The sequence below is a fragment of the Pedobacter sp. PLR genome (assembly GCF_026239675.1).
Taxonomy (GTDB): Bacteria; Bacteroidota; Bacteroidia; order Sphingobacteriales; family Sphingobacteriaceae; genus Pedobacter.
On the sequence record NZ_JAPIVQ010000004.1, the window covers coordinates 80,014 to 104,910 of the forward strand.

At 40.9% G+C, this 24,897-nt stretch carries 24 protein-coding genes; 12 read left to right on the plus strand and 12 right to left on the minus strand.

What is annotated here, in order from left to right:
• Positions 1-29: 29 nt before the first annotated feature.
• The 3 genes from OQX61_RS10950 to OQX61_RS10960 all read left to right on the plus strand — a co-directional run bounded on the left by OQX61_RS10950 (position 30) and on the right by OQX61_RS10960 (position 2,081).
• Positions 30-287 (plus strand): hypothetical protein, encoded by a 258-nt coding sequence (locus OQX61_RS10950; protein WP_265841711.1) that lies wholly within the window; start codon positions 30-32, stop codon positions 285-287.
• A gap of 21 nt (positions 288-308) precedes the next feature.
• Positions 309-1,070, plus strand: coding sequence for a Ku protein (locus OQX61_RS10955; protein WP_265841712.1), 762 nt, complete (start codon positions 309-311; stop codon positions 1,068-1,070).
• A 324-nt stretch (positions 1,071-1,394) separates the two neighbouring features.
• Positions 1,395-2,081 (plus strand): DUF6266 family protein, encoded by a 687-nt coding sequence (locus tag OQX61_RS10960; protein ID WP_265841713.1) that lies wholly within the window; start codon positions 1,395-1,397, stop codon positions 2,079-2,081.
• Here OQX61_RS10960 and OQX61_RS10965 read toward each other — a convergent pair.
• Positions 2,078-2,950, minus strand: coding sequence for a pyridoxal-phosphate dependent enzyme (locus OQX61_RS10965; protein ID WP_265841714.1), 873 nt, complete (start codon positions 2,948-2,950; stop codon positions 2,078-2,080). The two genes, OQX61_RS10960 and OQX61_RS10965, sit on opposite strands and share 4 nt — an antisense overlap.
• 345 nt (positions 2,951-3,295) lie before the next feature.
• Between OQX61_RS10965 and OQX61_RS10970 the strand changes: the two genes are divergently transcribed.
• Positions 3,296-4,327, plus strand: coding sequence for an RluA family pseudouridine synthase (locus OQX61_RS10970; protein WP_265841715.1), 1,032 nt, complete (start codon positions 3,296-3,298; stop codon positions 4,325-4,327).
• Positions 4,328-5,167, plus strand: coding sequence for an aminotransferase class IV (locus tag OQX61_RS10975; RefSeq protein ID WP_265841716.1), 840 nt, complete (start codon positions 4,328-4,330; stop codon positions 5,165-5,167).
• A gap of 18 nt (positions 5,168-5,185) precedes the next feature.
• On the opposite strand, the gene fmt is transcribed toward OQX61_RS10975, so the two are convergent.
• The 3 genes from fmt to OQX61_RS10990 all read right to left on the minus strand — a co-directional run bounded on the left by fmt (position 5,186) and on the right by OQX61_RS10990 (position 7,844).
• Entirely contained in the window at positions 5,186-6,094 is a 909-nt protein-coding gene (gene fmt, locus OQX61_RS10980) for a methionyl-tRNA formyltransferase (RefSeq protein ID WP_265841717.1), read from the minus strand.
• 226 nt (positions 6,095-6,320) lie between these two features.
• Complete coding sequence (locus tag OQX61_RS10985) at positions 6,321-6,536, minus strand: hypothetical protein (RefSeq protein ID WP_265841718.1); 216 nt, start codon at positions 6,534-6,536, stop codon at positions 6,321-6,323.
• 21 nt (positions 6,537-6,557) lie between these two features.
• On the minus strand, positions 6,558-7,844 hold the full coding sequence (locus OQX61_RS10990; RefSeq protein WP_265841719.1) for a DUF1343 domain-containing protein: 1,287 nt from the start codon (positions 7,842-7,844) through the stop codon (positions 6,558-6,560).
• A gap of 474 nt (positions 7,845-8,318) precedes the next feature.
• Between OQX61_RS10990 and OQX61_RS10995 the strand changes: the two genes are divergently transcribed.
• The 3 genes from OQX61_RS10995 (at position 8,319) to OQX61_RS11005 (ending at position 13,145) form a co-directional block, all read left to right on the plus strand.
• A complete protein-coding gene (locus tag OQX61_RS10995; protein ID WP_265841720.1) occupies positions 8,319-9,539 on the plus strand; it encodes an FtsX-like permease family protein in 1,221 nt (406 codons plus the stop codon).
• Positions 9,540-9,667: 128 nt separating this feature from the next.
• Positions 9,668-11,404, plus strand: a complete 1,737-nt coding sequence (locus tag OQX61_RS11000) for an ABC transporter ATP-binding protein (RefSeq protein WP_265841721.1) — start codon at positions 9,668-9,670, stop codon at positions 11,402-11,404.
• Positions 11,388-13,145 (plus strand): ABC transporter ATP-binding protein, encoded by a 1,758-nt coding sequence (locus OQX61_RS11005; RefSeq protein WP_265841722.1) that lies wholly within the window; start codon positions 11,388-11,390, stop codon positions 13,143-13,145. Before OQX61_RS11000 ends, OQX61_RS11005 begins: the two co-directional genes overlap by 17 nt.
• A 62-nt stretch (positions 13,146-13,207) precedes the next feature.
• On the opposite strand, the gene OQX61_RS11010 is transcribed toward OQX61_RS11005, so the two are convergent.
• Positions 13,208-13,609 carry a DUF2059 domain-containing protein gene (locus tag OQX61_RS11010; protein ID WP_265841723.1) on the minus strand — a complete coding sequence of 134 codons (402 nt, stop codon included), beginning with the start codon at positions 13,607-13,609 and terminating at the stop codon, positions 13,208-13,210.
• Between the two features lie 187 nt (positions 13,610-13,796).
• On the opposite strand from OQX61_RS11010, the gene OQX61_RS11015 reads away from it, so the two are divergent.
• Complete coding sequence (locus OQX61_RS11015; protein WP_265841724.1) at positions 13,797-15,095, plus strand: DEAD/DEAH box helicase; 1,299 nt, start codon at positions 13,797-13,799, stop codon at positions 15,093-15,095.
• Positions 15,096-15,208: 113 nt separating this feature from the next.
• Here OQX61_RS11015 and mazG read toward each other — a convergent pair whose 3' ends face one another.
• From mazG to mnmD, 5 genes are all read right to left on the minus strand, one after another.
• Complete coding sequence (gene mazG / locus OQX61_RS11020; protein ID WP_265841725.1) at positions 15,209-16,015, minus strand: nucleoside triphosphate pyrophosphohydrolase; 807 nt, start codon at positions 16,013-16,015, stop codon at positions 15,209-15,211.
• An 11-nt stretch (positions 16,016-16,026) separates the two neighbouring features.
• Positions 16,027-16,323 (minus strand): hypothetical protein, encoded by a 297-nt coding sequence (locus OQX61_RS11025; RefSeq protein ID WP_265841726.1) that lies wholly within the window; start codon positions 16,321-16,323, stop codon positions 16,027-16,029.
• Positions 16,324-16,345: 22 nt separating this feature from the next.
• On the minus strand, positions 16,346-17,461 hold the full coding sequence (locus tag OQX61_RS11030) for an AI-2E family transporter (RefSeq protein WP_265841727.1): 1,116 nt from the start codon (positions 17,459-17,461) through the stop codon (positions 16,346-16,348).
• A 124-nt stretch (positions 17,462-17,585) separates the two neighbouring features.
• A complete protein-coding gene (locus tag OQX61_RS11035; RefSeq protein ID WP_265841728.1) occupies positions 17,586-18,536 on the minus strand; it encodes an aldo/keto reductase in 951 nt (316 codons plus the stop codon).
• A gap of 128 nt (positions 18,537-18,664) precedes the next feature.
• Positions 18,665-19,327, minus strand: a complete 663-nt coding sequence (gene mnmD / locus OQX61_RS11040; RefSeq protein ID WP_265841729.1) for a tRNA (5-methylaminomethyl-2-thiouridine)(34)-methyltransferase MnmD — start codon at positions 19,325-19,327, stop codon at positions 18,665-18,667.
• Between the two features lie 118 nt (positions 19,328-19,445).
• Between mnmD and OQX61_RS11045 the strand changes: the two genes are divergently transcribed.
• On the plus strand, positions 19,446-19,781 hold the full coding sequence (locus OQX61_RS11045; RefSeq protein WP_265841730.1) for an MmcQ/YjbR family DNA-binding protein: 336 nt from the start codon (positions 19,446-19,448) through the stop codon (positions 19,779-19,781).
• 127 nt (positions 19,782-19,908) lie between these two features.
• Here OQX61_RS11045 and OQX61_RS11050 read toward each other — a convergent pair whose 3' ends face one another.
• Together OQX61_RS11050 and OQX61_RS11055 are read right to left on the minus strand one after the other, a co-directional pair.
• Positions 19,909-21,942, minus strand: a complete 2,034-nt coding sequence (locus OQX61_RS11050) for a M13 family metallopeptidase (RefSeq protein ID WP_265841731.1) — start codon at positions 21,940-21,942, stop codon at positions 19,909-19,911.
• Positions 21,943-22,222: 280 nt separating this feature from the next.
• Positions 22,223-23,116, minus strand: coding sequence for an EamA family transporter (locus OQX61_RS11055; protein ID WP_265841732.1), 894 nt, complete (start codon positions 23,114-23,116; stop codon positions 22,223-22,225).
• A 205-nt stretch (positions 23,117-23,321) separates the two neighbouring features.
• On the opposite strand from OQX61_RS11055, the gene OQX61_RS11060 reads away from it, so the two are divergent.
• Complete coding sequence (locus OQX61_RS11060; RefSeq protein ID WP_265841733.1) at positions 23,322-23,864, plus strand: RNA polymerase sigma-70 factor; 543 nt, start codon at positions 23,322-23,324, stop codon at positions 23,862-23,864.
• A 61-nt stretch (positions 23,865-23,925) separates the two neighbouring features.
• Complete coding sequence (locus OQX61_RS11065; protein ID WP_265841734.1) at positions 23,926-24,840, plus strand: FecR family protein; 915 nt, start codon at positions 23,926-23,928, stop codon at positions 24,838-24,840.
• The last annotated feature ends 57 nt before the right edge of the window (positions 24,841-24,897 follow it).

Sequence of the window (24,897 nt, forward strand, 5' to 3'; positions counted from 1 at the left end):
CCAGTTTTTTTTAATGAAAAATTAACAAGATGGGAAAGATAGAAGAACCCTGGGAGCCATTTGATATTCAGGTCCTGATTGAAGGTCAATGGGAAAGGTTATTAGTGATCCCCGATCGGGAAGACCTAAGGTATGAGTTGTTTGATCAGGAAACATCCATTGGCCAGGTATGGCCGGAGGAAACTGCGCAAGGTAAGGTTTGGTGTGCAGAAGGTTTGATTGCCAAAGAATTGGTTGATCAGGTTGGAGAACAAATTGATCAGTATTATTTAAATAAACCTGAATAAGAAAACCTAAAACTAACTGATATGAGATCTATCTGGAAAGGCGCTATTGGATTTGGTTTGGTGAATATCCCTGTGAAATTATTCTCAGGAGTGCAAAGTAGTAACCTGGATTTAGATATGCTGGATGAAAGAGATCATGCCAATATCAAATTTAAAAGGGTAAATGAGAAAACAAAGCAGGAGGTGCCCTTTGATCATATTGTTAAAGGTTATTATTTGAAAGATCGGTATGTCGTGTTAAATGAGCATGATTTTGAGGAGGTTAAACCTGAGAAAACGAAGGTCATAGAAATTGAAAATTTCGTAGACCTGACGGAGATTAACCCGGTGTACTATGAAACTTCCTATTTTGTCCAACCTGAAATGCAAGGGAAAAAAGCGTATGCATTGTTGCTTCAGGCGCTAATGAAGTCCAATAAAGCAGGAGTTGCACGCTTTGTGCTGCGTAACCATGAAAATCTTTGTGTACTTCATCCTCTGGATGGAATTATTGTGGTGACAAAGATTCGTTTTCAGGAAGAAATACGCGATACGAAAGAGGTTAAACAAAAGGAAGAGATTACCATTAACCCTAAGGAGTTGTCAGTGGGGATGGCTTTAATCAAGCAATATACTGCCCCTTTTAACATTGACAGTTTTAAAGATGATTATTCAAAAGAGCTGTTGAAGATCATAAAAGCGAAAGCTGCCGGGAAACGGGCAACAGTTAAGAAAATCAAGCCCAGACAAGCGGCCAGCGATGATCTCTACGAACAGTTGCTGGAAAGTTTGAACAGGGCATAGTCTTTTTTTTATAATTTCCCATCAAAAACGACCTGCTGTTTAAGTTAAACAGACCGGGGTTGGTTAACTTAATCTTAAAATTTATTTTTCTGCTTTTCAAGCGGTTTTCTGTGGAATCCGGCGCTGCCAGCACCGTGTAGCATCCGCTATCTGTTTTGCTATTGTTTTGCTACTGTTTTGCTTTTCTTTTGCTCATGTATTGCCAAAGCAAAACGAAAGCAAAACAATAGCAGTATAAAAGCAGTTTTATAATTGAACTATATATGAATTGTTAGTTAATTATGTTTAATTTTAAGTAGTTGTTAATCAGTTAAGTTTATCGTTATGGGAAGTGTAACAGGAGGTGCCTTTGGGACCTTTACAGGAAAAGTAGGAGATGTTGTCGGTTATGTCAGGTTGGGTAAGCCTTGTGTTCGTAATGCACCTAAAAAATCAACAAAACCGAGATCATCGGGACAGTTGAATGTCAATCAGAAATTTCAAATGGGCAGAAAATTGATTTCCCATATGAAAGAATTCATTAATGTGGGGTTTAGAATTGCTGCATTGGGAACAGGTAAAACGGCACAAAATGTGGCCAGCTCCTGGAACATTAAAGAAGCAATTACCGGAGTGCATCCGAATTTCGTGCTGGATTACAGTAAGGTCCTGTTGAGTAAGGGAAATTTACCAATGGCAAACCAACCAGTAGTTGAATACATTTATCCAAACTTGAAATTTCAATGGAGGGTAGCTGCAGATCTGGATTCAAAACATGAAAGAGATCAGGTGATGCTGCTGGCTTATCACCCTTTATGGGAGCGGAGCTTTAGTGTTTTAAGCGGAAACAGAAGAAATGTTGGGCAAGAGGAGCTATACCTGATGTCCATGGCTGAATACCGGAACAGGAGCATCCGTCCTGAAGATGATTTTGTTGAAACTTATATTTCATTTATTTCTGACGATAGGAATGAAGTTTCTGATAGTATTTATCTGGGAAGGGTATACCTTACTTCAGCTGTTCAGGGTTAAAAGAATTTATCCTTCATACCAAGGATTCCCATAAGTCCGCCGGTGTGAAGGGCAACAATTTTCTCTCCTTTCTTAAAGTAGCCCTTTTCGGCCAGATCATAAATGGCATACATCATTTTTGCCGTATATACCGGATCAACCAATACCCCCTGACTGCTGATAAAGGTTTTCATGAAATCAATCAGTTCGGGTTTTGTTTTCGCATAACCTCCAAAATGATAATCTGTATGCAGGATCAATTGATCGGTATGGCCGAGGTAATTGAAAATCTCTTCAGCTATAAATTCAGCACCCTTTAGTGCTGGTACCACATGTAAGGTAGTTTTTAAGCCTTGCGTATGGATGCCTTTTAGCAGTCCGGCTGCGGTAGTTCCGGTCCCTGCGGCACAAAAAATATGGTCAATATCGGTTGGAAGTTCGCTGATAATCTCCGCACATCCGATAACAGCTTCCATACCAGCCCCCCCCTCGTCAATGAAAAGAGCATCCTGATCAGTACCAAAATGGTGTTGAAACAAGCTTTTTTTGTCTTTGTAGCTGGTTCGGTCGACAAACATCAGGCTCATTCCAAAAAGCTGGCAGAGCATTAACATTTCATTTTTCACGACCTCTCCGCGCACAAAAGCAGTAGATTTCAGCCCTGCCCGGGATGCTGCGGCAGCAGTAGCGAGTAGGTGATTAGAATAGGCACCACCAAAAGTAACCAGATGGTGCTTATTTTCAGTCCGGGCTTTCGATAATAAATATTTTAGTTTACGCCATTTATTCCCTGAAATATAAGGGTCAATCAAATCATCTCTTTTGATCCAGAGTTGAGGAAGTAGGGGATGTTTTAATTGTTGCAGTGGGCTATGGATATCTGTAAACATGTTTGCAAATATATAAGCCTTTTTTTAAGCGAATGATTAAGGCTTAAAATAGATCATTTTTAATAAGTAAGGAAAGAAATTTAGAATGATCTTAACGTTCTGAGTAAAGTTTTTCATAATCCTGTAATTAGTTTAACCAACCTGGTTCATAGCAAGTTTATCAGCCATTTTAAGCGTGTGAACACGGATAAAGCGCTAAAAATTTGCGGTAGGTAATTGCTATGCCTGTTATCAAAAAGCAGACCAAATTATTTTTTTTCAATTATGTAATTGTTAAAGATTAGTTTTGCAGTATGGAACCATTGTTATAGATGGCTTTCCTAATCACATACAGACATAGATTTCATGGAAAATAGCAGCGAGGTGCAGGAATTAGAAGAGCAGGATTTATACGAACATTTTAATATTGTTGTTGATAAAGGACAGTCTTTATTAAGGGTAGATAAGTTTTTAATGGGGCGTATGGAAAATGCTTCCCGTAACCGTATTCAGAACGCTATTGAGGCTGGAAATGTGCTGGTTAACAAGGCTACGATTAAGGCGAGTTACAAGGTGAAACCTGAAGATGAGATCTCTATCGTGTTCCCTCATCCGCCAAGAGATACGGAAGTTTATCCGGAAAATATTCCATTGGATATTGTTTATGAAGACAATGATTTGTTGGTGGTGAATAAACCAGCAGGAATGGTGGTACATCCTGGATTTAATAATTACACTGGTACATTAGTGAATGCTTTAGCCTACCATTTTGAAAATTTACCGCAATTACCGGGAAATGAAGGTAGACCAGGATTGGTTCACCGCATCGATAAAGATACTTCGGGCTTGTTGTTGATCAGCAAGAACGAAATTACCATGACTAAACTGGCGAAACAGTTTTTTGACCACAGCATTACACGTAAATATATTGCGATGGCCTGGGGTGATATTGAGGAAAATGGTACCGTTACGGGATATATTGGTCGCAGTTTGAAGAACAGAATTGTGATGGATGTATATGATGATGAAGAAAAAGGTAAGTGGTCGGTAACACATTATTCGGTTTTGGAGCGTTTAGGTTATGTAACCCTAATCAGTTGTCAGCTGGAAACGGGCCGTACACACCAAATCAGAGCGCATATGCAACACATCGGACATCCTTTATTTAATGACACCAACTATGGTGGTGATAAAATATTAAAAGGAACGACGTTTAATAAATACAAACAGTTTGTACAGAATTGCTTTAACATGATTCCTCGTCAGGCTTTACATGCACAAACTTTAGGTTTCATTCATCCTACAACTAAGGAATATATGGAATTTGAGGCGCCTTTACCAGCTGATTTTGATTCGGTATTGAACAAATGGAGAAACTATATTGTCGAGCCTTCGTAAATGCAACAAGAATATATTTTACATAATGACGAGTTCGTAGCGGCAAACCACCCTGTTATTGGGGTGGAAAACCGGGCGTTCAGATATGGAGATGGCCTGTTTGAATCTATGCGTATGAACAATGGAGTGCTTAAGTTTCCGGAGCTACATGCTGATCGCCTAAAGGCTGGTATGAAGGCTTTGAAGATGGATGGCGCTGAGCTGATGGACGAATATTTCTTGAAACAGAAAACAGCAGAACTCTGTAAGAAGAATAAACTGAAGGATAATGTGCGGTTCCGCTTGTCGGTTTACAGAGCAGGCGCAGGTTTATATACACCGGATAGCAATAAGTCCGGCTATGTACTGGAAGCTACTGCGCTTCCTCAAAGTACATACGACCTGAATAAAAAAGGACTGATCATTGATGTTTATGATGAAATCACCAAGCCTGTAAATAAGCTTTCTAACTATAAAACCACCAATTCCTTATTATTTGTAATGGCTGGTTTGTATAAGAAGCAGTATAACCTGGATGAGGCTTTTATTTTAAATCAGCAGGGTTTTCTGTGTGAGAGTATCAGTTCCAATATTTTTGTGGTGTACGATAAGCAGATTTATACGCCTGCCTTATCAGAAGGTTGTATTGCCGGCGTGATGCGTAGTGTGGTGATGGGAATGGCTAAAAGCCATAATATCCCATTAACCGAAGCTCAGATTAATCCGGAAGTGTTGAATGCGGCCGAAGAGGTCTTCATCACTAACGCAACCGGAGGGATCAGATGGGTAATGGGATATGGCAGGAAACGTTATTTCAATGAAATCTCCAAGCAGTTAAGTGCGAGATTAAATGAAATGTAAAAGAGAGGCGTAAGGGGTTTACAAACGCATACCCCTTAAAAATTCTTCTACTGTCATCCGTTTTTTACCTTCATATTGAAGATCTGTTAGTTTGATATAGCCATCTTTGGCGGCAAATTTCAGGTAAGTCTTTCCATCTGACAGGAATTTTCCTACTGCAATGTCCGGTGTTTCATTGTCCAGCTCCGCTTTAAATACTTTCAATGTTTTTTCACCGAGTTTAGTATATGCGGTAGGATACGGGCTTAATCCCCGGATCAGATTGTAGACTGTCCTTGCAGGCTGGTCCCAGTTAATCAGGCAATGTTCCTTAAATATTTTTGGTGCATGTTTCAGCGAATCGCTTTGAACCTGTGCCTGTTCTTTATAATTTCCTTCTTCAATTGCTTTTACGGTCTTCACCAATAGGCCTGCACCTACGTTCATCAGCTGATCATGTAGTTCTCCGGCGGTTTCGTCTTCGCCGATAGCCACGCGCTCAGAGAAGATCACATCCCCTGTATCAATTTCATGTTTCAGGAAAAAGGTAGTCACGCCACTCTCTTTTTCACCATTGATGATGGCATGATTGATCGGTGCAGCACCACGGTATTGAGGCAATAATGAAGCATGAAGGTTAATGGTTCCTTTGGCAGGCATATCCCATACCATTTCGGGCAACATGCGGAAAGCAACCACCACTTGTAAATCTGCTTGTAAATCTTTTAATTCCTGAATAAATTCAGGATCTTTCAGCTTTAAAGGCTGTAATACTTTTAATCCTTTGGCTACAGCGTATTGTTTTACGGCACTTTCCTGAAGCTTCTGACCTCTTCCGGCAGGCTTGTCGGCAGCAGTAACCACCCCCACTACATTAAATCCTGCTTCTACTAAAGCATTTAAAGAAGCTACGGCAAAATCGGGCGTACCCATAAAAACTAATCTCATTGTCCATTGTTTTAGGCGACAAAAATAACTAAAAAAATCGCGCTTATGTTATCCAATTGTAGGGTGTAGTGTCTTTAAAAACCGAATTTCGGTGGTTTATGGAGGCTAACAGTCAGCATACCTGTGATATACCAGAAAGTGCCGGCCGCTGGTTTTTGAAAGCCCTGAAAAAGAAACAGGCCCTGAATGATTCAGAGCCTGTAACGATATGATTGATTTTCTTGTCTCACTCTTTTGGTGCCTTTTTAACCGGATGAACGGGTTGTTCGCCCTCTTCTCTTTGTTTAGCGGGGTTTTTAAAGTCGGCTTCTTCTTTTTGATAATCCTTGTCTTCCGGCTTTTTCACGACTTTATCGCCTTCCGGTACTTTATCTTTTGGAATTTCCTCTTCATAATTGCTACCCGGTATATCGCTTTTCTTTTTCGCTTCGCTATTCATCATCTGGTTATTTTAAAGGAATTGTTAAGGGTATAACAAATATTTCTTACGCATTGTTTTGTAACGCGTTAAACCAGGTTCCCAACTCGCCCGAATCTCTTTTTCAGATTTTCCGGCAATGATTTGTTGCCTCAGACTCGTGTCACCAGCAAGTTTATCAAAATTATTCATTTGATTGCTGAGTTTGAAATTGAAGAAATCTGCTTTATTAGGCGAAGCCTGATACAATTCGATCAGCCAGTTTAAGTTTAAGGTTTTACTGCTGCGGATCTTTTCTGTATCGTAATCTCTCAGGTCTAGTCCGTAACAAACTTTATTTTGAAATATCGGTGTTTCTGCCATCCCTTTGATGCTTTTCGGCGTAAAGCTAAAGCTGTATCTGCCTTTTAATGCGGGAGCGCCAAGTATGGTGAAAGGGTATAAAGTACCACGACCGTGATTTAAATAAGTACCTTCAAACAGACAGGTAGTCGGGTATAGCAAAATAGATTGCGCGGTATTCAGGTTGGGCGATGGTTTTACAGGGAGCTCATAAGGGAGGTCGTGGTTGTAATTGGCCACTTTAATGATTTTGATTTTGCATTTCAGCTTATTCTTTAGCCATCCTTCTCCATTCAGCATTTGCGCGTATTCTCCAACGGTAAGTCCATGGACAATAGGGATGGGTTGTAAGCCGATTCCGGAAACTAATTTCGGATCAAGGATAGGGCCGTCGATATAGAAACCATTAGGGTTTGGACGATCCAGGATCAGTACTTCTTTGTTTTGTGCGGCACAGGCTTCCATTACATGTTGCAGCGTATTGATATAAGTGTAAAAACGCACGCCTACATCCTGAATGTCGAAAATCATGACATCTACATCTGCCAGTTCTTCTTTGCCAGGGGTAGAGTGCTTGCCGTACAAGGAAACCGCTTTAATCCCGGTTTTGGTGTCTATTGCATCGTTAACATGGATTCCGGCACTGGCATTTCCTCTGAATCCATGCTCCGGTCCGAATATTTTCACAATGTTGACGCCCAATTTCAGCAAACTGTCCACAGTAGTTTCTGTCCCGATAACTGAGGTTGGGTTGACTACCATACCTACGCGTTTACCTTTCAGATAAGGCAGATATTTTTCCGTTTGTTCCGCTCCGGTACGAATGTCGTTTTCTTGAACCTTACCTTTATGCTGCGGTTTTTCTTTGGCTTTCTTTTCTGTTGCTACAGTCGCGGTAGGAGCAGCAGTGGTACGATGACCAGCTGCGCAGGCGGCTAAATTCAGGCTAAGACCTGCGAGTAAAAGAAAGGAGGAACGGGATGTTTTCATTGGGAAATTGTTTGGTGATCGCTTGTTATAGAAGGATAAAGATAAGAAAATTGAGGTATGATCTAAATTAGGCGGATGTAAAGAAATATAGGTGTCATGATGATAGAGATAGGTAGGTATCATGATGCTAAAGATTTAAAGATACTTATGTATTTGTATGTTTTGATGTTTAGATATCTTTACATCAGAAATCTACGTTCTTTAGGGCTCCGGCTGGATGTATTGGAATCCTGGTATCAAGATATCTATCTGATTATTGCTTTGGGCCAGCTTTTTTCCGGTAGGATTCAGGGGTGTAGATATCAATATATCCAGGGCTTTGTTGTGCTAAAAGCCAATAGCTAAAAGCCGCCTGGTATTCATAGCGTATTCAGCTGATATTTAAAGTGGTGAAATTCACATAATATTTGCAACTTTATCGCTGTAAAAATGCAGTAGGCGTATTTTTGCTAAGTCACTATTTATAGCAAAAGTTTGAACATAGAATATTTCATAGCAAGGCGTATAGCCATCAAATCTGAACGTACTTTTTCTAAGCTGATTGTTCGCATTGCAATTGCAGGCGTCATGCTCAGTTTAGCGGTCATGATGCTTTCTGTAGCCATCATTAAAGGATTTAAAACAGAGATTCAGGAAAAGGTGAGGGGCTATATCGGTGATGTACGCATCTTCAAATTCGACCTGAACAATTCCTTTGAGCAGACACCTTTTGTTCCGGGAGCGGAAACGCTGGAGCATTTAAAGGCAAATCCTAATGTGGCGTTCTTCCAGTCTTATGCCACAAAACCCGCCATCATCTCTGTAAACGATGAGGTGGAAGGGATAAACTTTAAAGGGATCGATAAAAGTTTCAACTGGGATTATATCAGAAAACACCTGGTCAGCGGAAACGTGATCAATTTTGCTGATAGTGCACAGGCGATGAAAGAGATTATGATCTCTCAGTTTACGGCAAACCGGCTGAAACTGAAAACCGGTGATGATTTTATTATGTACTTCGTTCAGGATCCGCCAAGAAACAGGAAGTTTAAAATTGTTGGGATTTATGCGGTTGGCGTAGAGGAAATCGATAAAGGATTTGTGCTGGGCGACCTGAATGTGATTCGCCGCCTGAACAACTGGGGACCAAATGAGATTGGTGGATTGGAAATCCGGATTAAAGACTTTTCTAAATTAAAGGAAGTTTCTACCGGTATATATGAGAATCTGGAGGTGAACCTCAGGTCCGAATCTGTGTCTGAATTTTTTCCGGCCATCTTTACCTGGCTTTCTTTGCTGGATGTCAATACAAGAGTCTTGCTGATTCTGATGATGATTGTAGGGGTGATCAATATGATTACCGCATTGCTGATCATGATTCTGGAACGTACCAATATGATCGGGATGCTGAAGGCTTTTGGAATGACAGATTATAGTGTCATCAAGATTTTCCTGTACAATGCCGTGTATCTGGTAGGTATAGGTTTGTTGTTAGGGAATATCCTCGGGTTAGGGTTGGGCTTTATACAAAAATACACCCATGTATTTAAATTGGATCAGGGCTCATATTACTTGTCTTATGTACCCGTAGAGCTCCACTTTGTAGATGTTTTGGTCTTGAATATAGGGATCGTAGTGATCTGTTTTGTAGTACTGATACTTCCTTCTTTACTGGTGAGTAAAATCTCTCCGCTAAAAGCGATCAGATTCAAGTAGTTTGTTTGTTCATGGCTATTGATTTGTTGGATCAGGGTTATTAATTTGTTTAATATTCAGTACTTGTGTACTGCTAAAATATAGCTTTATGAGGTCTTTCCGGCCTTATAAATAGAGAAAATTGAAATATGGAAGCAACAGTAAAAGAGAAAAAATCCAGTGTTTTTAGTCTGCTGAAGCCTTATCGTGGAATGATCTATCTCTTGATCTTCCTGGCATTGCTTAGTAATGGGGTCAACTTATTGTTGCCTAAATTGATTGCAAACGGGATAGATGCTTATACGGCAGGTAACTTCCTGATCAGGCCGGTGCTGATTGAGTTTTCCGGGGCAATCCTGCTGATATTTATCTTTACTTATTTACAGAGTGTGGTGCAGACTTATGCTTCGGAGCGCGTGGCTAAAGACCTTAGAACGCAACTTTCTGACCAGATTTCCCGCCAAAGTCATGCTTATATAGAAAAGGCGAATCCTTCAAAATTACTAACCAATCTTACTGCCGATGTAGATGCGATTAAGTCTTTTGTATCGCAGGCCATTGTTTCTATCGCCTCCTCAATTTTCCTGATCGTAGGTGCGAGTATCCTGTTGTTAGGTTTAAACTGGCGGTTGGCTTTGGCTGTAATTGCCATCGTACCGATTATCGGAACTGCCTTTTATCTGGTATTGAATAAGGTAAAACCTCTGTTTAAAAAGAGCAGAGAGGTGATCGACTGGCTCAATAAGGTAATCAATGAAAGTATATTAGGAGCTGCATTGATTCGCGTGATCAATTCCCAGCAACTGGAATATGGTAAGTTTTTATCCGCAAATGCGCAAGCCAGAGATCTTGGATTGGCAATTCTAAAGTTGTTTGCAGGCTTAATTCCACTGATTATTTTTGTTGCCAACCTGGCCGGTTTAACAATTCTGGCCCTTGGTGGTCATTTTGTGATCCAGGGAACGATGTCCTTAGGAGAGTTCGCCGCTTTTAACAGCTACCTGAGTTTACTGATTTTCCCTATTCTGGTGATTGGTTTCATGAGTAATGTGATCGCGCAGGCCACCACTTCCTATAAACGTATTGAAGGGGTCTTGAATATTCAGGAAAGTCCTCCGGAAGGAAAAATTACCGAATTATTAAAAGGAGCGATTGAATTAAAAGACGTTTCCGTGTCTTATGGACAGAAACCGGCTTTAAAAAACATTTCTTTTGCTTTGGAAGCAGGTTCTAAAACGGCGATCATCGGCCCAACAGCGGCAGGGAAATCACAATTACTATATATCCTTACCGGATTGATTCTTCCGGATACCGGGGAAGTTCGCTTTGACGGGCATGATATTAAGGCGTATAATCCTGAAGCTTTTCATCAGCAGGTCGGTTTTGTGTTCCAGGACAGCATTATCTTCAACATGAGTATCCGGGAAAATATCGCATTTAGTGATACGGTAACGGACCAGTCGCTGGAAAAAGCGATCGCTACTGCGGAATTGCATGATTTTATAACCGCATTACCGGATCAGCTGAATACAATTGTTTCTGAGCGGGGATCTAACCTTTCCGGAGGACAAAAACAGCGCATCATGCTGGCCAGAGCATTGGCCGTAAATCCTAAGGTTTTACTACTCGATGATTTTACTTCCCGCGTGGATCACCATACCGAAAAGAGAATATTAGAAAACGTGCAGCAGAATTATCCGGGTATCACTTTATTGTCGGTGACGCAGAAGATTGCCGCAGTTACGCATTACGATAAAGTGATTGTATTGATGCAAGGCGAAATCGTGGCACAAGGTAAACATGAGGAACTGCTGAAAACCAGTCCGGAGTATGTTCAAATTTTTAACTCACAACAGAGTACCAGCAATTATGAATTACAATCTTAACCAGAATAGTGGCCAGGAAGAAAAACAGTCAACTTTTCAGGCTTTAAAAAAACTAATTCAATTAATTTCTGAGGAAAAGAAAAACCTGTGGATGGCCTCAGGAATTATTCTTTTGAACTCTTGTTTGCTGTTGATGGGGCCCTTATTGATCGGACATACGATTGATGCTTATATCAGGACCAAAGATTATCATGGTGTACTGGTCTTTACCGGGATTATACTAAGCATGTATCTGCTGGCTTTCTGTACGGGATATTTCCAGACAAAATTGATGGGTGGTGTGGGGCAACGAATGTTGTACACACTGAGGAATGCGGTTTTCAATAAGCTTCAGGAGCTTCCTGTGGCTTTTTTTAATGAGAATAAAGCAGGGGATCTGATTTCCAGAGTAAACAATGATACGGATAAGATCAACCAGTTTTTCTCGCAGTCGCTGATGCAGTTTATTGGCAGTATTGTAACCATGACGGGGGCCGGTATTTTCTTATTGATGATCAATTTTGAGCTTGGTGCTGCGGCCCTGGTTCCGGCATTGCTGATTCTGATCTTTACCGCACTGGTATCCCCATGGGTGAAAAAAAGAAATGCTTCGAACCTGAAAAGCGTTGGTGGGATGAGTGCCGAAATTCAGGAGAGCCTGAATAATTTTAAGGTGATCATCGCCTTCAACAGAAGAGACTATTTCCGAAAAAGATTTGATGAGGCGAACCGCCATAATTATAAGACGGCAATAGGTGCAGGTCTGGCCAATAATATTTTAATGCCGGTCTATGGATTGTTCTCCAGTATGGCACAATTGATCGTGTTGCTTTTCGGTATTTACCTGATTTCTCAAGGGCAGTTTAGCATTGGACTGTTGGTGAGTTATTTTTCTTATGCTACCAATTTCTACAATCCTTTAAGACAACTGGCCGCTTTATGGGCCAATTTCCAGGTAGCTATGGCGGGCTGGGACAGGATTTCTCAGATTTTATCAATGAAAAATGACCTGCAACAACTAAAAGGAAATACTTTAACGTCTAATGCTTTGCTGGAATTCAGGAATGTCCACTTTTCTTATACTGTCGATAAGGAGATTCTACATGACATCAGTTTTAGCCTGGAGAAAGGTAAAACTTACGCGCTGATTGGTCCTACAGGTGGGGGTAAAACGACTACAGCTTCCTTGATTGCACGTTTATACGATGCGACGGAAGGAACGGTTTTACTGAGCGGTAAGGACATTCGTTCTTATACTCATGAGGAACGTGCGGCTAAGATTGGCTTCATCCTGCAAGAGCCGTTTTTGTTTACAGGAACGGTAAGGGATAATATTCTATATGGCAATAGCAGGTATAAAGATTATACCAATGAGCAGTTGGAAGAGGTGATCAGGGAAGCGAATTTAGATGCTTTACTGGCCATTTTTGAAAATGGACTGGATACAGCAGTTACTTCCGGATCTGATAACATTAGTCTGGGACAAAAGCAGTTGATTGCCTTTATGAGGGCGGTGTTAAGGAATCCGGAATTGCTGATTCTCGATGAGGCGACCGCTAATATTGATACAATTACCGAGCAGTTACTGAGTGCTATTCTTAAAAAACTACCTAAAGAAACTACACTGGTGATCATTGCACACCGTTTAAATACCATCGAGAATGCCGATGAGATCTTCTTTGTAAACTCCGGAGAGGTGACCCGTGCAGGGACACTTGATCATGCGATGGACTTGTTGCTGAAAGGTAAACGGAAAAGCTAAACGGGCATTGCTGCCCGTCTTTCAGGTTAAAAATGAATTTTGATGAGCAGATCAATTGGCTACTAAAACCCTTTTTCCTGCATTTTCTTTGCTAATTGTTCCCCTAATTTCATGCCCCATTGCTGACCTGCGGCCATGGAATCCTGTAAGATAAAAGGAGTTTTTTCTGCAAACTTCCTTCCGGTAGGCGTATGATAGAATTTAGTGATGTCTTTAAGTTCAGCTTCAGTAATGTGTTTTTGATAGATTGGAAGCAACAGATCGAATAGATCTTCCTGAGCGGATTTAATAAAAGTAGCTTCAAAATCCTGCCAGAAAGACTCAGGGGCAGTGGTTTTTTGAGATTTCAGCATTTTTATGGTTTGTACAATTGCTACCTTATAGGATTCAGCAGAACCTGAAGCATCCATCATTTCTTTTAGACTTACTTTATAAGAATTGTTATCCTGTCCAAAGGAAAACATAGTGGTACTAATTATTAATGCAAGTACAAGTAGCGGCTTTTTTATCGTTTTTAACCTATTTTTCATCCTTCAAATTAAAGGCTATTATCCGATATTTCCACTATTATGTTTCCCGAATTATAAAAGGCTACAGACCTCAATTAAATATTACGTAAATTTGCAGAATAATAATATTAATAGAGAAACTGTGTCATTAGAGAAATTAAAACTAAGCAAGCAACTGGTAACGTCAATGACTGATGCCGGATATATATCTGCAAAAGAGATTCAGGCAAAAACAATGTCAAGAATTCTTGGCGGACAGGATATCATCGCTGTTGGTCCTGAAGGTTCAGGAAAAACGACGAACTATGTGCTTGGGGTTCTAATGCGCCTGAAATACAGCACAGATGAAGCGCCAAAAGTGCTGATCCTTGTTCCTTCAATGGAAAAGGTATTAGAGGTGATTGAAGAATTTGAGAAGCTAAATAAAAATAAAAACCTCCGTATTATGGGTTTATACGGAAACGGAGGAACAGAACAGGATGTACTGGATCTGGTAGATGGCGTGGATATCGTGGTGGCGACGCCAACAAGAGCACGTGCTATTTATCTGAAACTAGGTTTAAACCTGAGTAAATTGCAAATGTTCATCGTAGATGATGCGGAAGTGATTGTGAAACAAGGTATGCAACTTCCGGTTTGTGAACTGGCAAGAAGCGCAGGTAAATGTCAGCACCTGATCTTTACAACTGTTGTTCATGAAAAACTGAATAATATGATTGATCAGTTCCTACATTTTCCCACTACTTTAGAAGTGGAAGATCTTGGTGAAAACCAGGCGGATACACATGAACTGATTTTATACCAGGTTCCTAATCATAAAACCAAAGTGAATTTACTTAACCTCTTGTTGAGAGATGATGAGGTATTTGATAAGGTCGTGGTTTTTGTAAATACACGTTTAACTGCTCAGAAGTTGGGTAAAAGTTTGCATTCTGCAAGACCAGGTGATATTTCAGTGTTGAATCCACTGTTCTTTGATGAAGATGGATTTGACCATATTGAAGATTTTAAGGAAATTCCTGAAGCCAGAGTATTAATCGTTGCCAATGAGGGTACTGCTAGTCTGGACCTTTCCGGCATTCCTTTTATATTCCATTTCGAAGTTCCTGAGCAAAAGGAAACTTTCCTAAGCAGGGTTTTGAAAACCGGAGAGGAAGATGTAGTCGCAATTACTTTTTCGACTGATATGGAGCTGGTAGAAGTTAAAAAGATTGAGCAATCCGTTGGTAAGAAGTTAACAGTTATGGATTTACCAGAAGGATTGGTGATCGATAAGGTTGCAAAAACAGGTGGTATTGATAAAAGCAGAATTGTTAAGGAGAAGAATGTTGCCCCTAATGGCGGTGGCGCTTTCCATGACAAGAAAGAAAGTAATACGAAAGATTATAACTATGGTATCGGCCAGAAGGCTAAAATGACCATGAAAAAGAAACATGGTTAATTTAAAACCCTGTTAAAATATTTAAGCCCTTAGTTCTGATTAGAATTAAGGGCTTTTTTTATTGTAATTTCGAATTACCAGGGAACTTTCGGCGCTGTCGTTACTCTGATTGATTAAACTTTCTTGGCTTCATTCCAATACACATCCATTTCGGCAAGAGTCATATCCTGTAGCGCTTTACCATTTTCTTTGGCTTTACTTTCCAGGTACTGGAACCTCTTAATGAACTTCTTATTGGTTTTTTCCAGTGCATTTTCTGGATTGATATTGATGAAGCGGGCATAATTGATCAAAGAAAACAGCAGATCTCCAAACTCTTCCTCTGCCTTTTCTACATCTATGGCCTCATTGTCTTTGGTGTTGTATTCGTTTTTAAACTCCTGAAGTTCTTCTTCTACTTTATCCCAAACCTGAGTTTTATCGTCCCAGTCGAAACCAACACCTCTGGCTTTTTCCTGAATGCGACTGGCTTTAACCAGGGAAGGTAAGCCCGCCGGAACACCCGCCAACACCGATTTATTGCCTTCTTTAAGTTTAATCTGTTCCCAGTTGCGTTTTACATCATGTTCATCTTTGACTTCCACATCACCGTATATGTGCGGGTGACGGTTAATCAGCTTATCACAAACACTGTTAAGTACATCAACAATTGTAAAGTCATTGGTTTCAGACGCGATTCTGGCATAGAATACCAGGTGCATCATCACATCTCCAAGTTCCTTTTTTACTTCTTCCAGATCACCTTCAAGGATGGCATCCGACAATTCGTAGGTTTCTTCAATCGTCAGGTGACGAAGGGTTTCCATGGTTTGTTTTTTATCCCATGGACAGTCGGTACGAAGGGTATCTAATACGGTTAACAACCTTTGGAAGGCGGTTGCTGGATCAGCAGCCGTTACTGGGGCGATATGATTGGGCATTATTATGTGTTTTATTTAATGACGTTAAAGGTAATCATCATTGTGGTTAAAAAAAGAACAACCAGGCCGGATAAGAAGATAATATCTGCTGTTTTTTCCATTCGCAGGTTCTCGCCTGCGGGTTTTCCCATGGAAATAAAAGAGAGGATACAGCTGGTCATAAACAATAAAATGGCCAATGCTGTAGTCTCATCAATCAAGGTAACATCCTGCATTTTGGAAACCTTAATCGAGGTTAATACAATAAAACAAAGCCCTAAAAGGTTGGCTGAAGTATTTAAAATATGTGGGGAACGATTTTCTTTCATGAGGTCATATCCTGCGCTAAATTTATTCCTGTTCTTCTAATTTGATGTTCTTGCTGAGGCGGTAAACTTTCCTTTTCTTATGCGGTTTATCTTCTCCACCAAGAAGGATTCCCCAGGGTTTTAAAGAATCCACACGGTCGAATATGATCTTCAACATGGCCAGATAAGGGATGCATAAAAACATCCCTGAAATGCCCCAGACCATTTCCCCGATGACGATTCCGATAAAAGCAAACAAGGCGTTGATCTTTACTTTAGAGCCAACTACCAATGGCATCAATATGTTTCCATCTACGGCATGAACAGCAATAAAGGCAACGATCACCAGCAATACCTTGGTGGCACCGGCAGTGGCAAAGGTGATCAGCACACTGATCACTAAGGCACTAAATATCCCGATATAGGGGATGATGTTAAATATTCCGGTGATTAAACCCAGTAAAACTGCGTATTTCACGCCCAACAACCAAAGTACCAGCATCATTAAACTGGTTACAATGACCATTTGCAGGAATAATCCGGTGATGTATTTCTTGATGATGTATTGAATTTGTCTGACGATTTCACTTACCTTTTCTGTGTGTTGTTCTTCAAACACGGAGGTTAAAAAGCTGAACAATACCCTTCTGTAGTTTAGCAGGAAGAAGGTGAACAGCAGCAGGAAAAAGAGGAATAATAAAGAAGTGGAGAGGGTGAGTAAGGTTGCGCCCACAAAAACAGCGCTGGTGGACAATACTTTTGAAGCCCCTTCTTTCACGTATTCGATCTGTCTTTGTGCATTAACGCCAAAGTTAGAAGAGATCCACTGTTGCAGCTCATGGAAGGAGGTTTCTCCTTGTTGTTTTAGTAAGGGCCAGTCTTGCCAAAGATCTGTCAGCTGGTTGATCAGGAAAAACAGGATGCTGCTGATCACAGCAATCATCAGCACTACGGAAATGATCGAGGCCATACTTCTTTTTAAGCGGCATTTCTGTTCCAGAAAATTGGCCATTGGCAATAGTAAAACAGCCAGTAAAAATGAGGTAAGTAAGGGGGCCAGGATCGTTTGTCCTAAAATGGCGAGGTATCCTAAAGAAATAATAGAGAACAGTACTATCGCTAATTTAGTGTTAAATGGTTGAGTGAAACTGTTCTTCATATCCGTTTTTAGGTGTTAAGATGAGCGTAATTTAGTAATTTACACCTAAAGACAAATGCCTTGCCAAATATTCTTTAGCAAGGCATTTCCGGAGATGTCTTATTCTTTTTACAAGTAGGCCGGATTATTTCCAGCTACTTGCTTCGTCCAAAATAGCCATATCTTCTACATTCAATTTTAGCATCGCTGCTTTTTTAAGGTCTTCCAACTGCGAAAGGCTTGTTACACTGGCAATAGGAGCAGTTATTGAAGGGCGGGCAATCAGCCAGGCCAGCGATACGCTTGCCGGTGTGGCATTGTATTGCTCAGAAACTTCATCTAAAGCTTTCAGGATTTTGAAACCTCTGTCGTTCAGATAATTTTTAATCCCACCACCACGCTGACTTTTATTTAAGTCGGCTTCTGAACGGTATTTTCCGCTTAAGAAACCACTGGCCAAAGCGTAGTAATTGATCACACCGAGTTTATGCTCCAGCGCTACCTCCTCCAGGTCTTTTTCATATCCTTCACGGGAATACAAATTATATTCCGGTTGGAAAGTCTGGTATTTTGGGAGACTCAATTGCTGAGCGGTTTCCAGGGCTTCTTTTAAACGCGCTGCGGAGTAGTTTGAAGCGCCAATCCAGCGGATCTTTCCTGCTCTGATCAGCTCATCATAGGCTTCCAGCGTTTCAGCGATCGGTGTATTCGGATCGTCGTAATGACTCTGATAAAGGTCTATATAATCTGTTTTTAATCTTTTCAGGGAAGCGTCTACGCCTTCCAGGATGGTCTTTTTGGAAAGAGATTTCCCATTGCCCATATCCGCGCCGACTTTGGTAGCAATGATCACTTCAGTGCGGTTTTTTCTCTTTTCCATCCAGTTACCGATGATGGTTTCAGATTCTCCACCGGAGTTGCCTGGATTCCATCTGGAATACACATCTGCGGTGTCGATAAAGTTGAAACCGGCTTCGGTAAAGCCGTCTAATATTTCAAAGGATTTAGCTTCGTCTATGGTCCAGCCAAAAACATTCCCGCCAAAAGTGATCGGGTATACAAATAAATCGGAGTTGCCTAATTTTCTTTTTTCCATTGCCAGCTATCTGTTGTTCTAATTGTTCGATGAACGTCTTTAATGATTTTTAAGGGCGTATCTATTTAACACCAAAAAAGAAGAAATTGTTGTACAACCGATAATTCAGCAATGGAAAATGACATTAGTTACAATTTCGTTCCCCTAAGCATTTCTCTTTTACCGGGTGCACCAGGCAGTTTTTCGATGGTAAAACCATTGCTTTTTAAGGCACGTTTTAATTTTCCGGTGATGGCATAAGTCACAAAAGTTCCACCGGGTTTCAGGAAGCTACAGGTATGAGCAATGATTTCATCCGACCACATTTCCGGTTGGTGTTGTACGGAAAAGGCATCATAGTAAACGAGGTCAAATGTAGCAGGAGCTTGAAACTGATCCAGGGTGGTATGTGGGATAACTAATTCCTGACCAGGTAAAAGTTCTACCGGTGCTTTTAGCGCCTCTATATAATTGTTTTCTAAACTATTCCAGATGTTTTCAGGAACATATTGCTGATAACCGGTAGATTTCAACGCTTCCGGTTCTAAGGGGAAAGCCTCTAATCCGGTATATTTAAGTTCCAGGTTTTGTGCTACGGCAAGTTCCAATGTCAGCAGGAAGTTCAGTCCCGTACCAAACCCGATTTCCAGAATGGAGATTTCGCGTTGGTTGGCAGCTACGTGCTTTAATCCAGCTTCAATAAATACATGTTTACTTTCTTGTAAAGCACCATGTTTGGAATGATAATGTTCGCCAATTGTTTCGTTAAATAGCGTGTTGGAGCCGTCGGCAGTTAAGGTTATAATATTCATTTTTACAGAAGAGCGGCAAGTTTATGGATGAAACCGCAAGATAATGTTTTTTAAATGGTGCTGCCGAAGCTTTTGTGATTCTTAAAAAGGTTTGTAGCTTTAAGCATCAATTGTAATCATGGATATAGAAACTTTTAGAACCTACTGCCTTAGTTTAAAAGGTACCACCGAAGGCATGAAATGGGACCACCTTTGTTTCATGATCGCGGAAAAACTGTTTGTGATCATTGATCTGGAATTGGGAAGCTTCTCGCTGAAATGTGATCCGGAAGATTTTGATGCACTGGTAGGAAGACCGGGGATTGAACAGGCATCACATATGGCGAAAAGGCAATGGATCAAAGTTAGTGGACTTGAGGTCATGCCGGAAGAAGAGCTGAAAAGCCGTATTGCAATTTCCAGAGCATTGATCATGGCAAAGCTGAGCAAGAAAGCACAGGCCTTGTATATTTGATAACAGCATAACGGTTAAAGAATACATCAGCAAAACCTTAGAGGTAACAAGCTGAATATTATTACTAAATAAAAAGCGCGGCCTCCGGTTAATGGAGGCCGCGCTTTAGGTTAAAGGCAGATTTGGATTACCACATCCTGATTCTGTCTTCTGGTTTTTTATACAATTTATCACCTGGTTTCACATCAAAAGCTTTATACCAGGCATCCATATTTACAGGTGCGCCAATCGTTCTGAATGGACCAGGAGAGTGTGGATCTGTTTTGATCAGTTGTGCTGCGGTTTCATCCAGGACATTTCCTCTCCATACCTGCGCCCAGGATAAGAAGAAGCGTTGGTCAGGTGTAAAACCATCAATTTTATCTTCAGTCTGTCCTTGTTTGGTTAATTTAAAGGCAGTATAAGCTGCATTTAAGCCACCAAGGTCACCTATGTTTTCGCCCATGGTTAGTTTCCCGATCACGTGAACGGTATCCAATACGGTATAAGCATCGAATTGCTCGCCAAGAGCCTTGGTTTTTGCTTCAAATTTAACCTTGTCTTCCGGTGTCCACCAGTTGCGTAAGTTTCCGTCTTTGTCGTATTGACTTCCAGAATCATCAAAACCATGCGACATTTCATGACCGATAACAGCACCGATACCACCATAATTTACGGCATCATCGGCATTAGGATCGAAGAAAGGGAACTGAAGAATTCCGGCAGGGAACACAATTTCATTCATTGTTGGACTATAATACGCATTTACAGTAGGAGGGGTCATCCCGAAACGGGTACGGTCTACCGGTTTACCCAGCTGAGTAACCATCTCATTATAGCCCCATGCACCAGCATTACGTAGGTTTTGCAGGTAAGTAGTACGGGTAATCGTTAAACCTTCATAATCTTTCCATTTGTCAGGGTAACCGATTTTAGGAACAAAAGCATTTAATTTTTCCAGTGCTTTTCCTTTGGTCACATCGCTCATCCATTCCAGGTTGTTGATTCTGATCTCAAATGCTTTTCTAAGATTCGCAATTAATTCTGTCATGCGGACTTTTGCATCTGGCTTGAAATATTGAGCCACATACAACTGTCCCAGCAATTCACCAACGGTACCATCGGTAAGCTGCGACATGCGTTGCCATCTTGGGGTTTGTATTTTCTGACCGGTTTGTGCCTGTGTAAAGGCAAAAGAAGCATTCACAAAAGGGCTGCTCAGGTTAGATGCCGCCGATTTTAACACGTTCCACTCCAGGTAGGTTTTCCAGTCGGCCACAGGAACAGTTTTTAACATGCCGTCCAGGCTGACAAAGAATTTAGGTGAAGAAACGAGGATCGTATCTTGTCCGTTGACCTTAAATTTAGGGAGCATAGTTGCCCAATTCAATTGAGGGGTAGTTTTGCTAAAGTCGGCAACGGTAAATTTATTGTAGGTTTTATGCGGATCACGCATTTCCACTCTTGCCATTTGCGCTTCTGCCAGTTGTTTTTCAATGGCCATCACGGTAGCGGCTTTTTTCTTTGCTTCGGCAGGACTGTTACCAGTTAGCGTAAACAACGTAGTCATGTACTTATCATACGCTTCTCTGATTTTTACACTTCTGCTGTCATCTTTCAGGTAATAATCACGGTCAGGTAAGGAAGTTCCTCCCTGTCCAAGCTGTGGCATGTATTTGTTAACGTTTTTTCTATCCTGGCCAACATAGAAGCTGAACATAGGTGAAGCCAGGCCGGTGGTTCTCAGGTAAGCAGCATGATCTAGAATACCTTGAAGGTCTCTGATCTGCTTGATTTTTTCCAGGTCAGCCTTAATCGGCGTATAACCTAGTTTCTCAATGGTTACGCTGTCCATCGCAGCGGCATAAAAATCGCCTACGCGTCTTTTTACAGAACCTGCGGGAGCGGATTTGTCGGCTGCTGCATCTTCTACCAATCCTTTTACGGCATTGATATTGAAGTCGCGGAGCGCATTGAAGCTTCCCCAACGTGTTTCTTTAGCAGGAACAGGGTTGTTTTTGATCCAGGTGCCACTGGCATATTGGTAGAAATCATCACCTGGTTTAACGGTAAGATCCATATTTGCAGGATCGATGAATTTCATCGGTGCTTGCGCATTTGCAGTGTAGCTGGCAGCCACAATCCCCAAAGCAGCAAAATAGCTTTTCAGTTTAGTAGTCATAAATAGTTAGTTAGTAGCGGAGGGAAAGAATTATCTCCTTATCCTTCATTGTATGAATGTAGGAAATCGCTGGAAACAAACCATATATCTATTAAAAATATTACTTATTGAACCAGTAATATAACTTGGCTAAACCTAGTCTCCTGAATATTACCCCCGTAAATAGAACTATCTTGATCGCTTTCATGTCTTGGGTTTTTATATCTATTTAACATATTTTAACACAATTTATTGTGTGATGCTACGAAAATTATGATATAAGGGCCCCGAAGCTTTTTGTTTAGGACACTTTTTTAAGGCGTTGTCGCTGACCGATATATAAGCCCAGAACCACCAGGAAGGTTCCGCATATGGTGTACCAGGTGATCGGTTCATTCATCAGCCACCAGGCATAAAAGAAACCGAATAGCGGACATAGAAAGAGCCATAACGAGGCTTTTACAGTATCGAGTTTCAAGAGGAAGAACCAGCAGATCAACCCGATCACGGAAACGGCAAGACTCAGCCATAATACGGAATACCAAAAAGTAGCATCCGGCTGGAAGGATTGTAAATCGCCAAAAACAAGGGTTACAGGGAGCAGGAAGAGGCCGCCGAGGGTAACCTGCCATCCGTTGATCAATAGATTTGGTAAGGTCCAGGTAACCCTTGCATAGTAAACGCTGGCAAAAGAAACGACCACCATACTGAGCATAAGCAAACCTATTCCCATCAGACTGGTACTTTGATTTCCTAATAATGGATAAGTGGCGAAAGCGATTCCTGTCATCCCAAGAACGATACTTAATATTTCTGCTGCGGAAGGTTTTCTGCCCATCAGCCAGGAAGAAAAAAGAACAATGAGTAATGGATTGGTGGAAACGGCTAAACTCCCAATCCCTGCAGCGGTGAACTTCATGGCATAGACATACAGTCCAAGGTATACCGCGGTATTGAGGAAGCCAAAAATGGCCAGTTGTCTCCATTCCGTCGCATTCGGCAGACGGTAGACTTTATCTTTGCTGATCCCATAACAATAGCCCAGTAACACAATTCCCGCCAGGAAAAAACGAAGATTGGCCAGGATCAGTGGTGGTGCAGATCGTACCCCGAATTTAGTAGCTACGGATGCAGATGCCCAAAGCATTGCAAATAATACCCCGATCCCAATCGTCTTTATTGTCCCTTTTGTCATTTCGATTTAAACCTAAGAAAATTGCTGATTTTTTGAAAGCTTTATAGCTTAAGAAAGCGATAAAATACTTTTTAGTCGCCTTATTGTGCAAGAACTTAATGAAAACTTAACGGTTATGGTGCCGGTACTCTTTTTCCATTCCTTTACTTTTGCATTTAAATTTATATATTGTATCACCAAATAAATCAACCTAAGACCATTTTTATTGAAACAGCTAACAGACCTGGCATTGCTGGCCTTATTGAGAGAAGATGATAATGACGCGTTTAATGAGATCTATTCGCGCTATTGGGACGTGGTTTATGCAATTGCCTGTAAGAAGCTGAACAATAGGGAGGAGGCGAAAGATGTGGTTCATGATTTATTTATGGTGATCTGGCTGAAACGCCATTCTTTAAAAATTACCACCACCTTTATCGGGTTCATCTATACCATTTTAAAAAATAAGCTGACTGATCTCAATCGCCGCCAAACTTTACGCGTTAAACACGATGTAGAGTTTTTAAAGATCAGCGAGGAGACCGATCATTCGCTTTTCGAACAATATACGGCTAAGGAGATGGCCGGTCATTTGAGACTGGAAATCCAGAGCATGCCAGATGGGATGCGTAAAGTTTTTCAAATGAGCAGAGAAGAAGAACTTTCTGTAAATGAGATTGCCGGCCGACTCTCTATTTCTTCTCAAACGGTAAAGAATCAAATTACCAGCGCGCTGAAAAGACTGCGTATCAAGTATCCATTCCAGTGATAAAAAAAAGATAATTTTCTCATAGTACCTCTTCGCGCCTCGTTCGTTATGTATTTAGTATATGAACGAAAAAGAAAAAAACGAGCTGTATAAAAAATTCGGGATTCATGACCCTGGGGATGTTTTTGAAAACGAACAGGATAAAGAACACTTGAGTCAGGAAATCCTGGAGCGTATCCAGGCAACTAAAGAAATCCAGCAACGGCAGCAGCATAGCCTCAAATTAAAAAGAAAGAAAACAATGCTGACTATGGCTGCGGCTATTGGTTTCATTTTGATTTCAACAGGTTTGTTGTTTTTCCATCCATTTAATGACGACAATTACCTCACGGTTACGGTTCCAAAAGGGGAGACCAGACAATTGGTTTTGCCGGATGGTTCTACAGTATGGCTAAATTCTGCCAGCACATTTAAATACCCAAAGAAATTCGGAAAGAAAAGAATGGTCTACCTGTTGGACGGGGAAGGCTTCTTTGATATTGTACATGATGATAAGGTTCCATTTGTAGTAGAGGCTTCCGGAATTAAGACCAATGTATTGGGAACTTCTTTCGTGGTGAAATCTTATCAGGCATTGTCTACCATGAGTGTGGCTGTGGTAACCGGAAAAGTTGCTGTAAGTGACGATCAGAATCAGACCAGTGTATTAGAGAAAAACGAGGAGGTGGTATATAATAAAGATCACCGGAAACCGACTGTACTCAAAGTAAAAGCCATGGAACGTAAGGCCTGGAATAATGGCAATGTGATCCTGAACGCAGCTTATTTTGAAGACCTCGTACTCGCCGTAGAAAATGCCTATCAGGTAAAGATTAAATATGATCAGCAGAAATTTAAAAACTGCCAGAATAGTATTCGCTTCAATACCAAACAAAGCTTAAGGGAGGTGTTAGACCTCATCAAGTTAATACAAGGAATTACTTACCAGATTAAAGAAGAAAAGGAGGTGCTTATAACAGGTAGCGGATGTAATTAATCAGTCAATAGTATTTAAAAAAGAAGATCAGTATCTGCTCTAACAGATACTGATCAG

Coding starts and splice junctions, on each gene's coding strand:
- OQX61_RS11045 (WP_265841730.1), top strand. CDS start 19,446: ATGGATATAGAAACTTTTAGAACCTACTGCCTTAGTTTAAAAGGTACC.
- OQX61_RS11030 (WP_265841727.1), bottom strand. CDS start 17,461: ATGAAGAACAGTTTCACTCAACCATTTAACACTAAATTAGCGATAGTA.
- fmt (WP_265841717.1), bottom strand. CDS start 6,094: ATGAGATTAGTTTTTATGGGTACGCCCGATTTTGCCGTAGCTTCTTTA.
- OQX61_RS11065 (WP_265841734.1), top strand. CDS start 23,926: ATGAACGAAAAAGAAAAAAACGAGCTGTATAAAAAATTCGGGATTCAT.
- OQX61_RS10950 (WP_265841711.1), top strand. CDS start 30: ATGGGAAAGATAGAAGAACCCTGGGAGCCATTTGATATTCAGGTCCTG.
- OQX61_RS11010 (WP_265841723.1), bottom strand. CDS start 13,609: ATGTTTTCCTTTGGACAGGATAACAATTCTTATAAAGTAAGTCTAAAA.
- OQX61_RS11005 (WP_265841722.1), top strand. CDS start 11,388: ATGAATTACAATCTTAACCAGAATAGTGGCCAGGAAGAAAAACAGTCA.
- OQX61_RS11025 (WP_265841726.1), bottom strand. CDS start 16,323: ATGAAAGAAAATCGTTCCCCACATATTTTAAATACTTCAGCCAACCTT.
- OQX61_RS10955 (WP_265841712.1), top strand. CDS start 309: ATGAGATCTATCTGGAAAGGCGCTATTGGATTTGGTTTGGTGAATATC.
- OQX61_RS10985 (WP_265841718.1), bottom strand. CDS start 6,536: ATGATGAATAGCGAAGCGAAAAAGAAAAGCGATATACCGGGTAGCAAT.
- OQX61_RS10975 (WP_265841716.1), top strand. CDS start 4,328: ATGCAACAAGAATATATTTTACATAATGACGAGTTCGTAGCGGCAAAC.
- OQX61_RS10960 (WP_265841713.1), top strand. CDS start 1,395: ATGGGAAGTGTAACAGGAGGTGCCTTTGGGACCTTTACAGGAAAAGTA.
- OQX61_RS11055 (WP_265841732.1), bottom strand. CDS start 23,116: ATGACAAAAGGGACAATAAAGACGATTGGGATCGGGGTATTATTTGCA.
- mazG (WP_265841725.1), bottom strand. CDS start 16,015: ATGCCCAATCATATCGCCCCAGTAACGGCTGCTGATCCAGCAACCGCC.
- mnmD (WP_265841729.1), bottom strand. CDS start 19,327: ATGAATATTATAACCTTAACTGCCGACGGCTCCAACACGCTATTTAAC.
- OQX61_RS10965 (WP_265841714.1), bottom strand. CDS start 2,950: ATGTTTACAGATATCCATAGCCCACTGCAACAATTAAAACATCCCCTA.
- OQX61_RS10970 (WP_265841715.1), top strand. CDS start 3,296: ATGGAAAATAGCAGCGAGGTGCAGGAATTAGAAGAGCAGGATTTATAC.
- OQX61_RS11035 (WP_265841728.1), bottom strand. CDS start 18,536: ATGGAAAAAAGAAAATTAGGCAACTCCGATTTATTTGTATACCCGATC.
- OQX61_RS11000 (WP_265841721.1), top strand. CDS start 9,668: ATGGAAGCAACAGTAAAAGAGAAAAAATCCAGTGTTTTTAGTCTGCTG.
- OQX61_RS11050 (WP_265841731.1), bottom strand. CDS start 21,942: ATGACTACTAAACTGAAAAGCTATTTTGCTGCTTTGGGGATTGTGGCT.
- OQX61_RS10990 (WP_265841719.1), bottom strand. CDS start 7,844: ATGAAAACATCCCGTTCCTCCTTTCTTTTACTCGCAGGTCTTAGCCTG.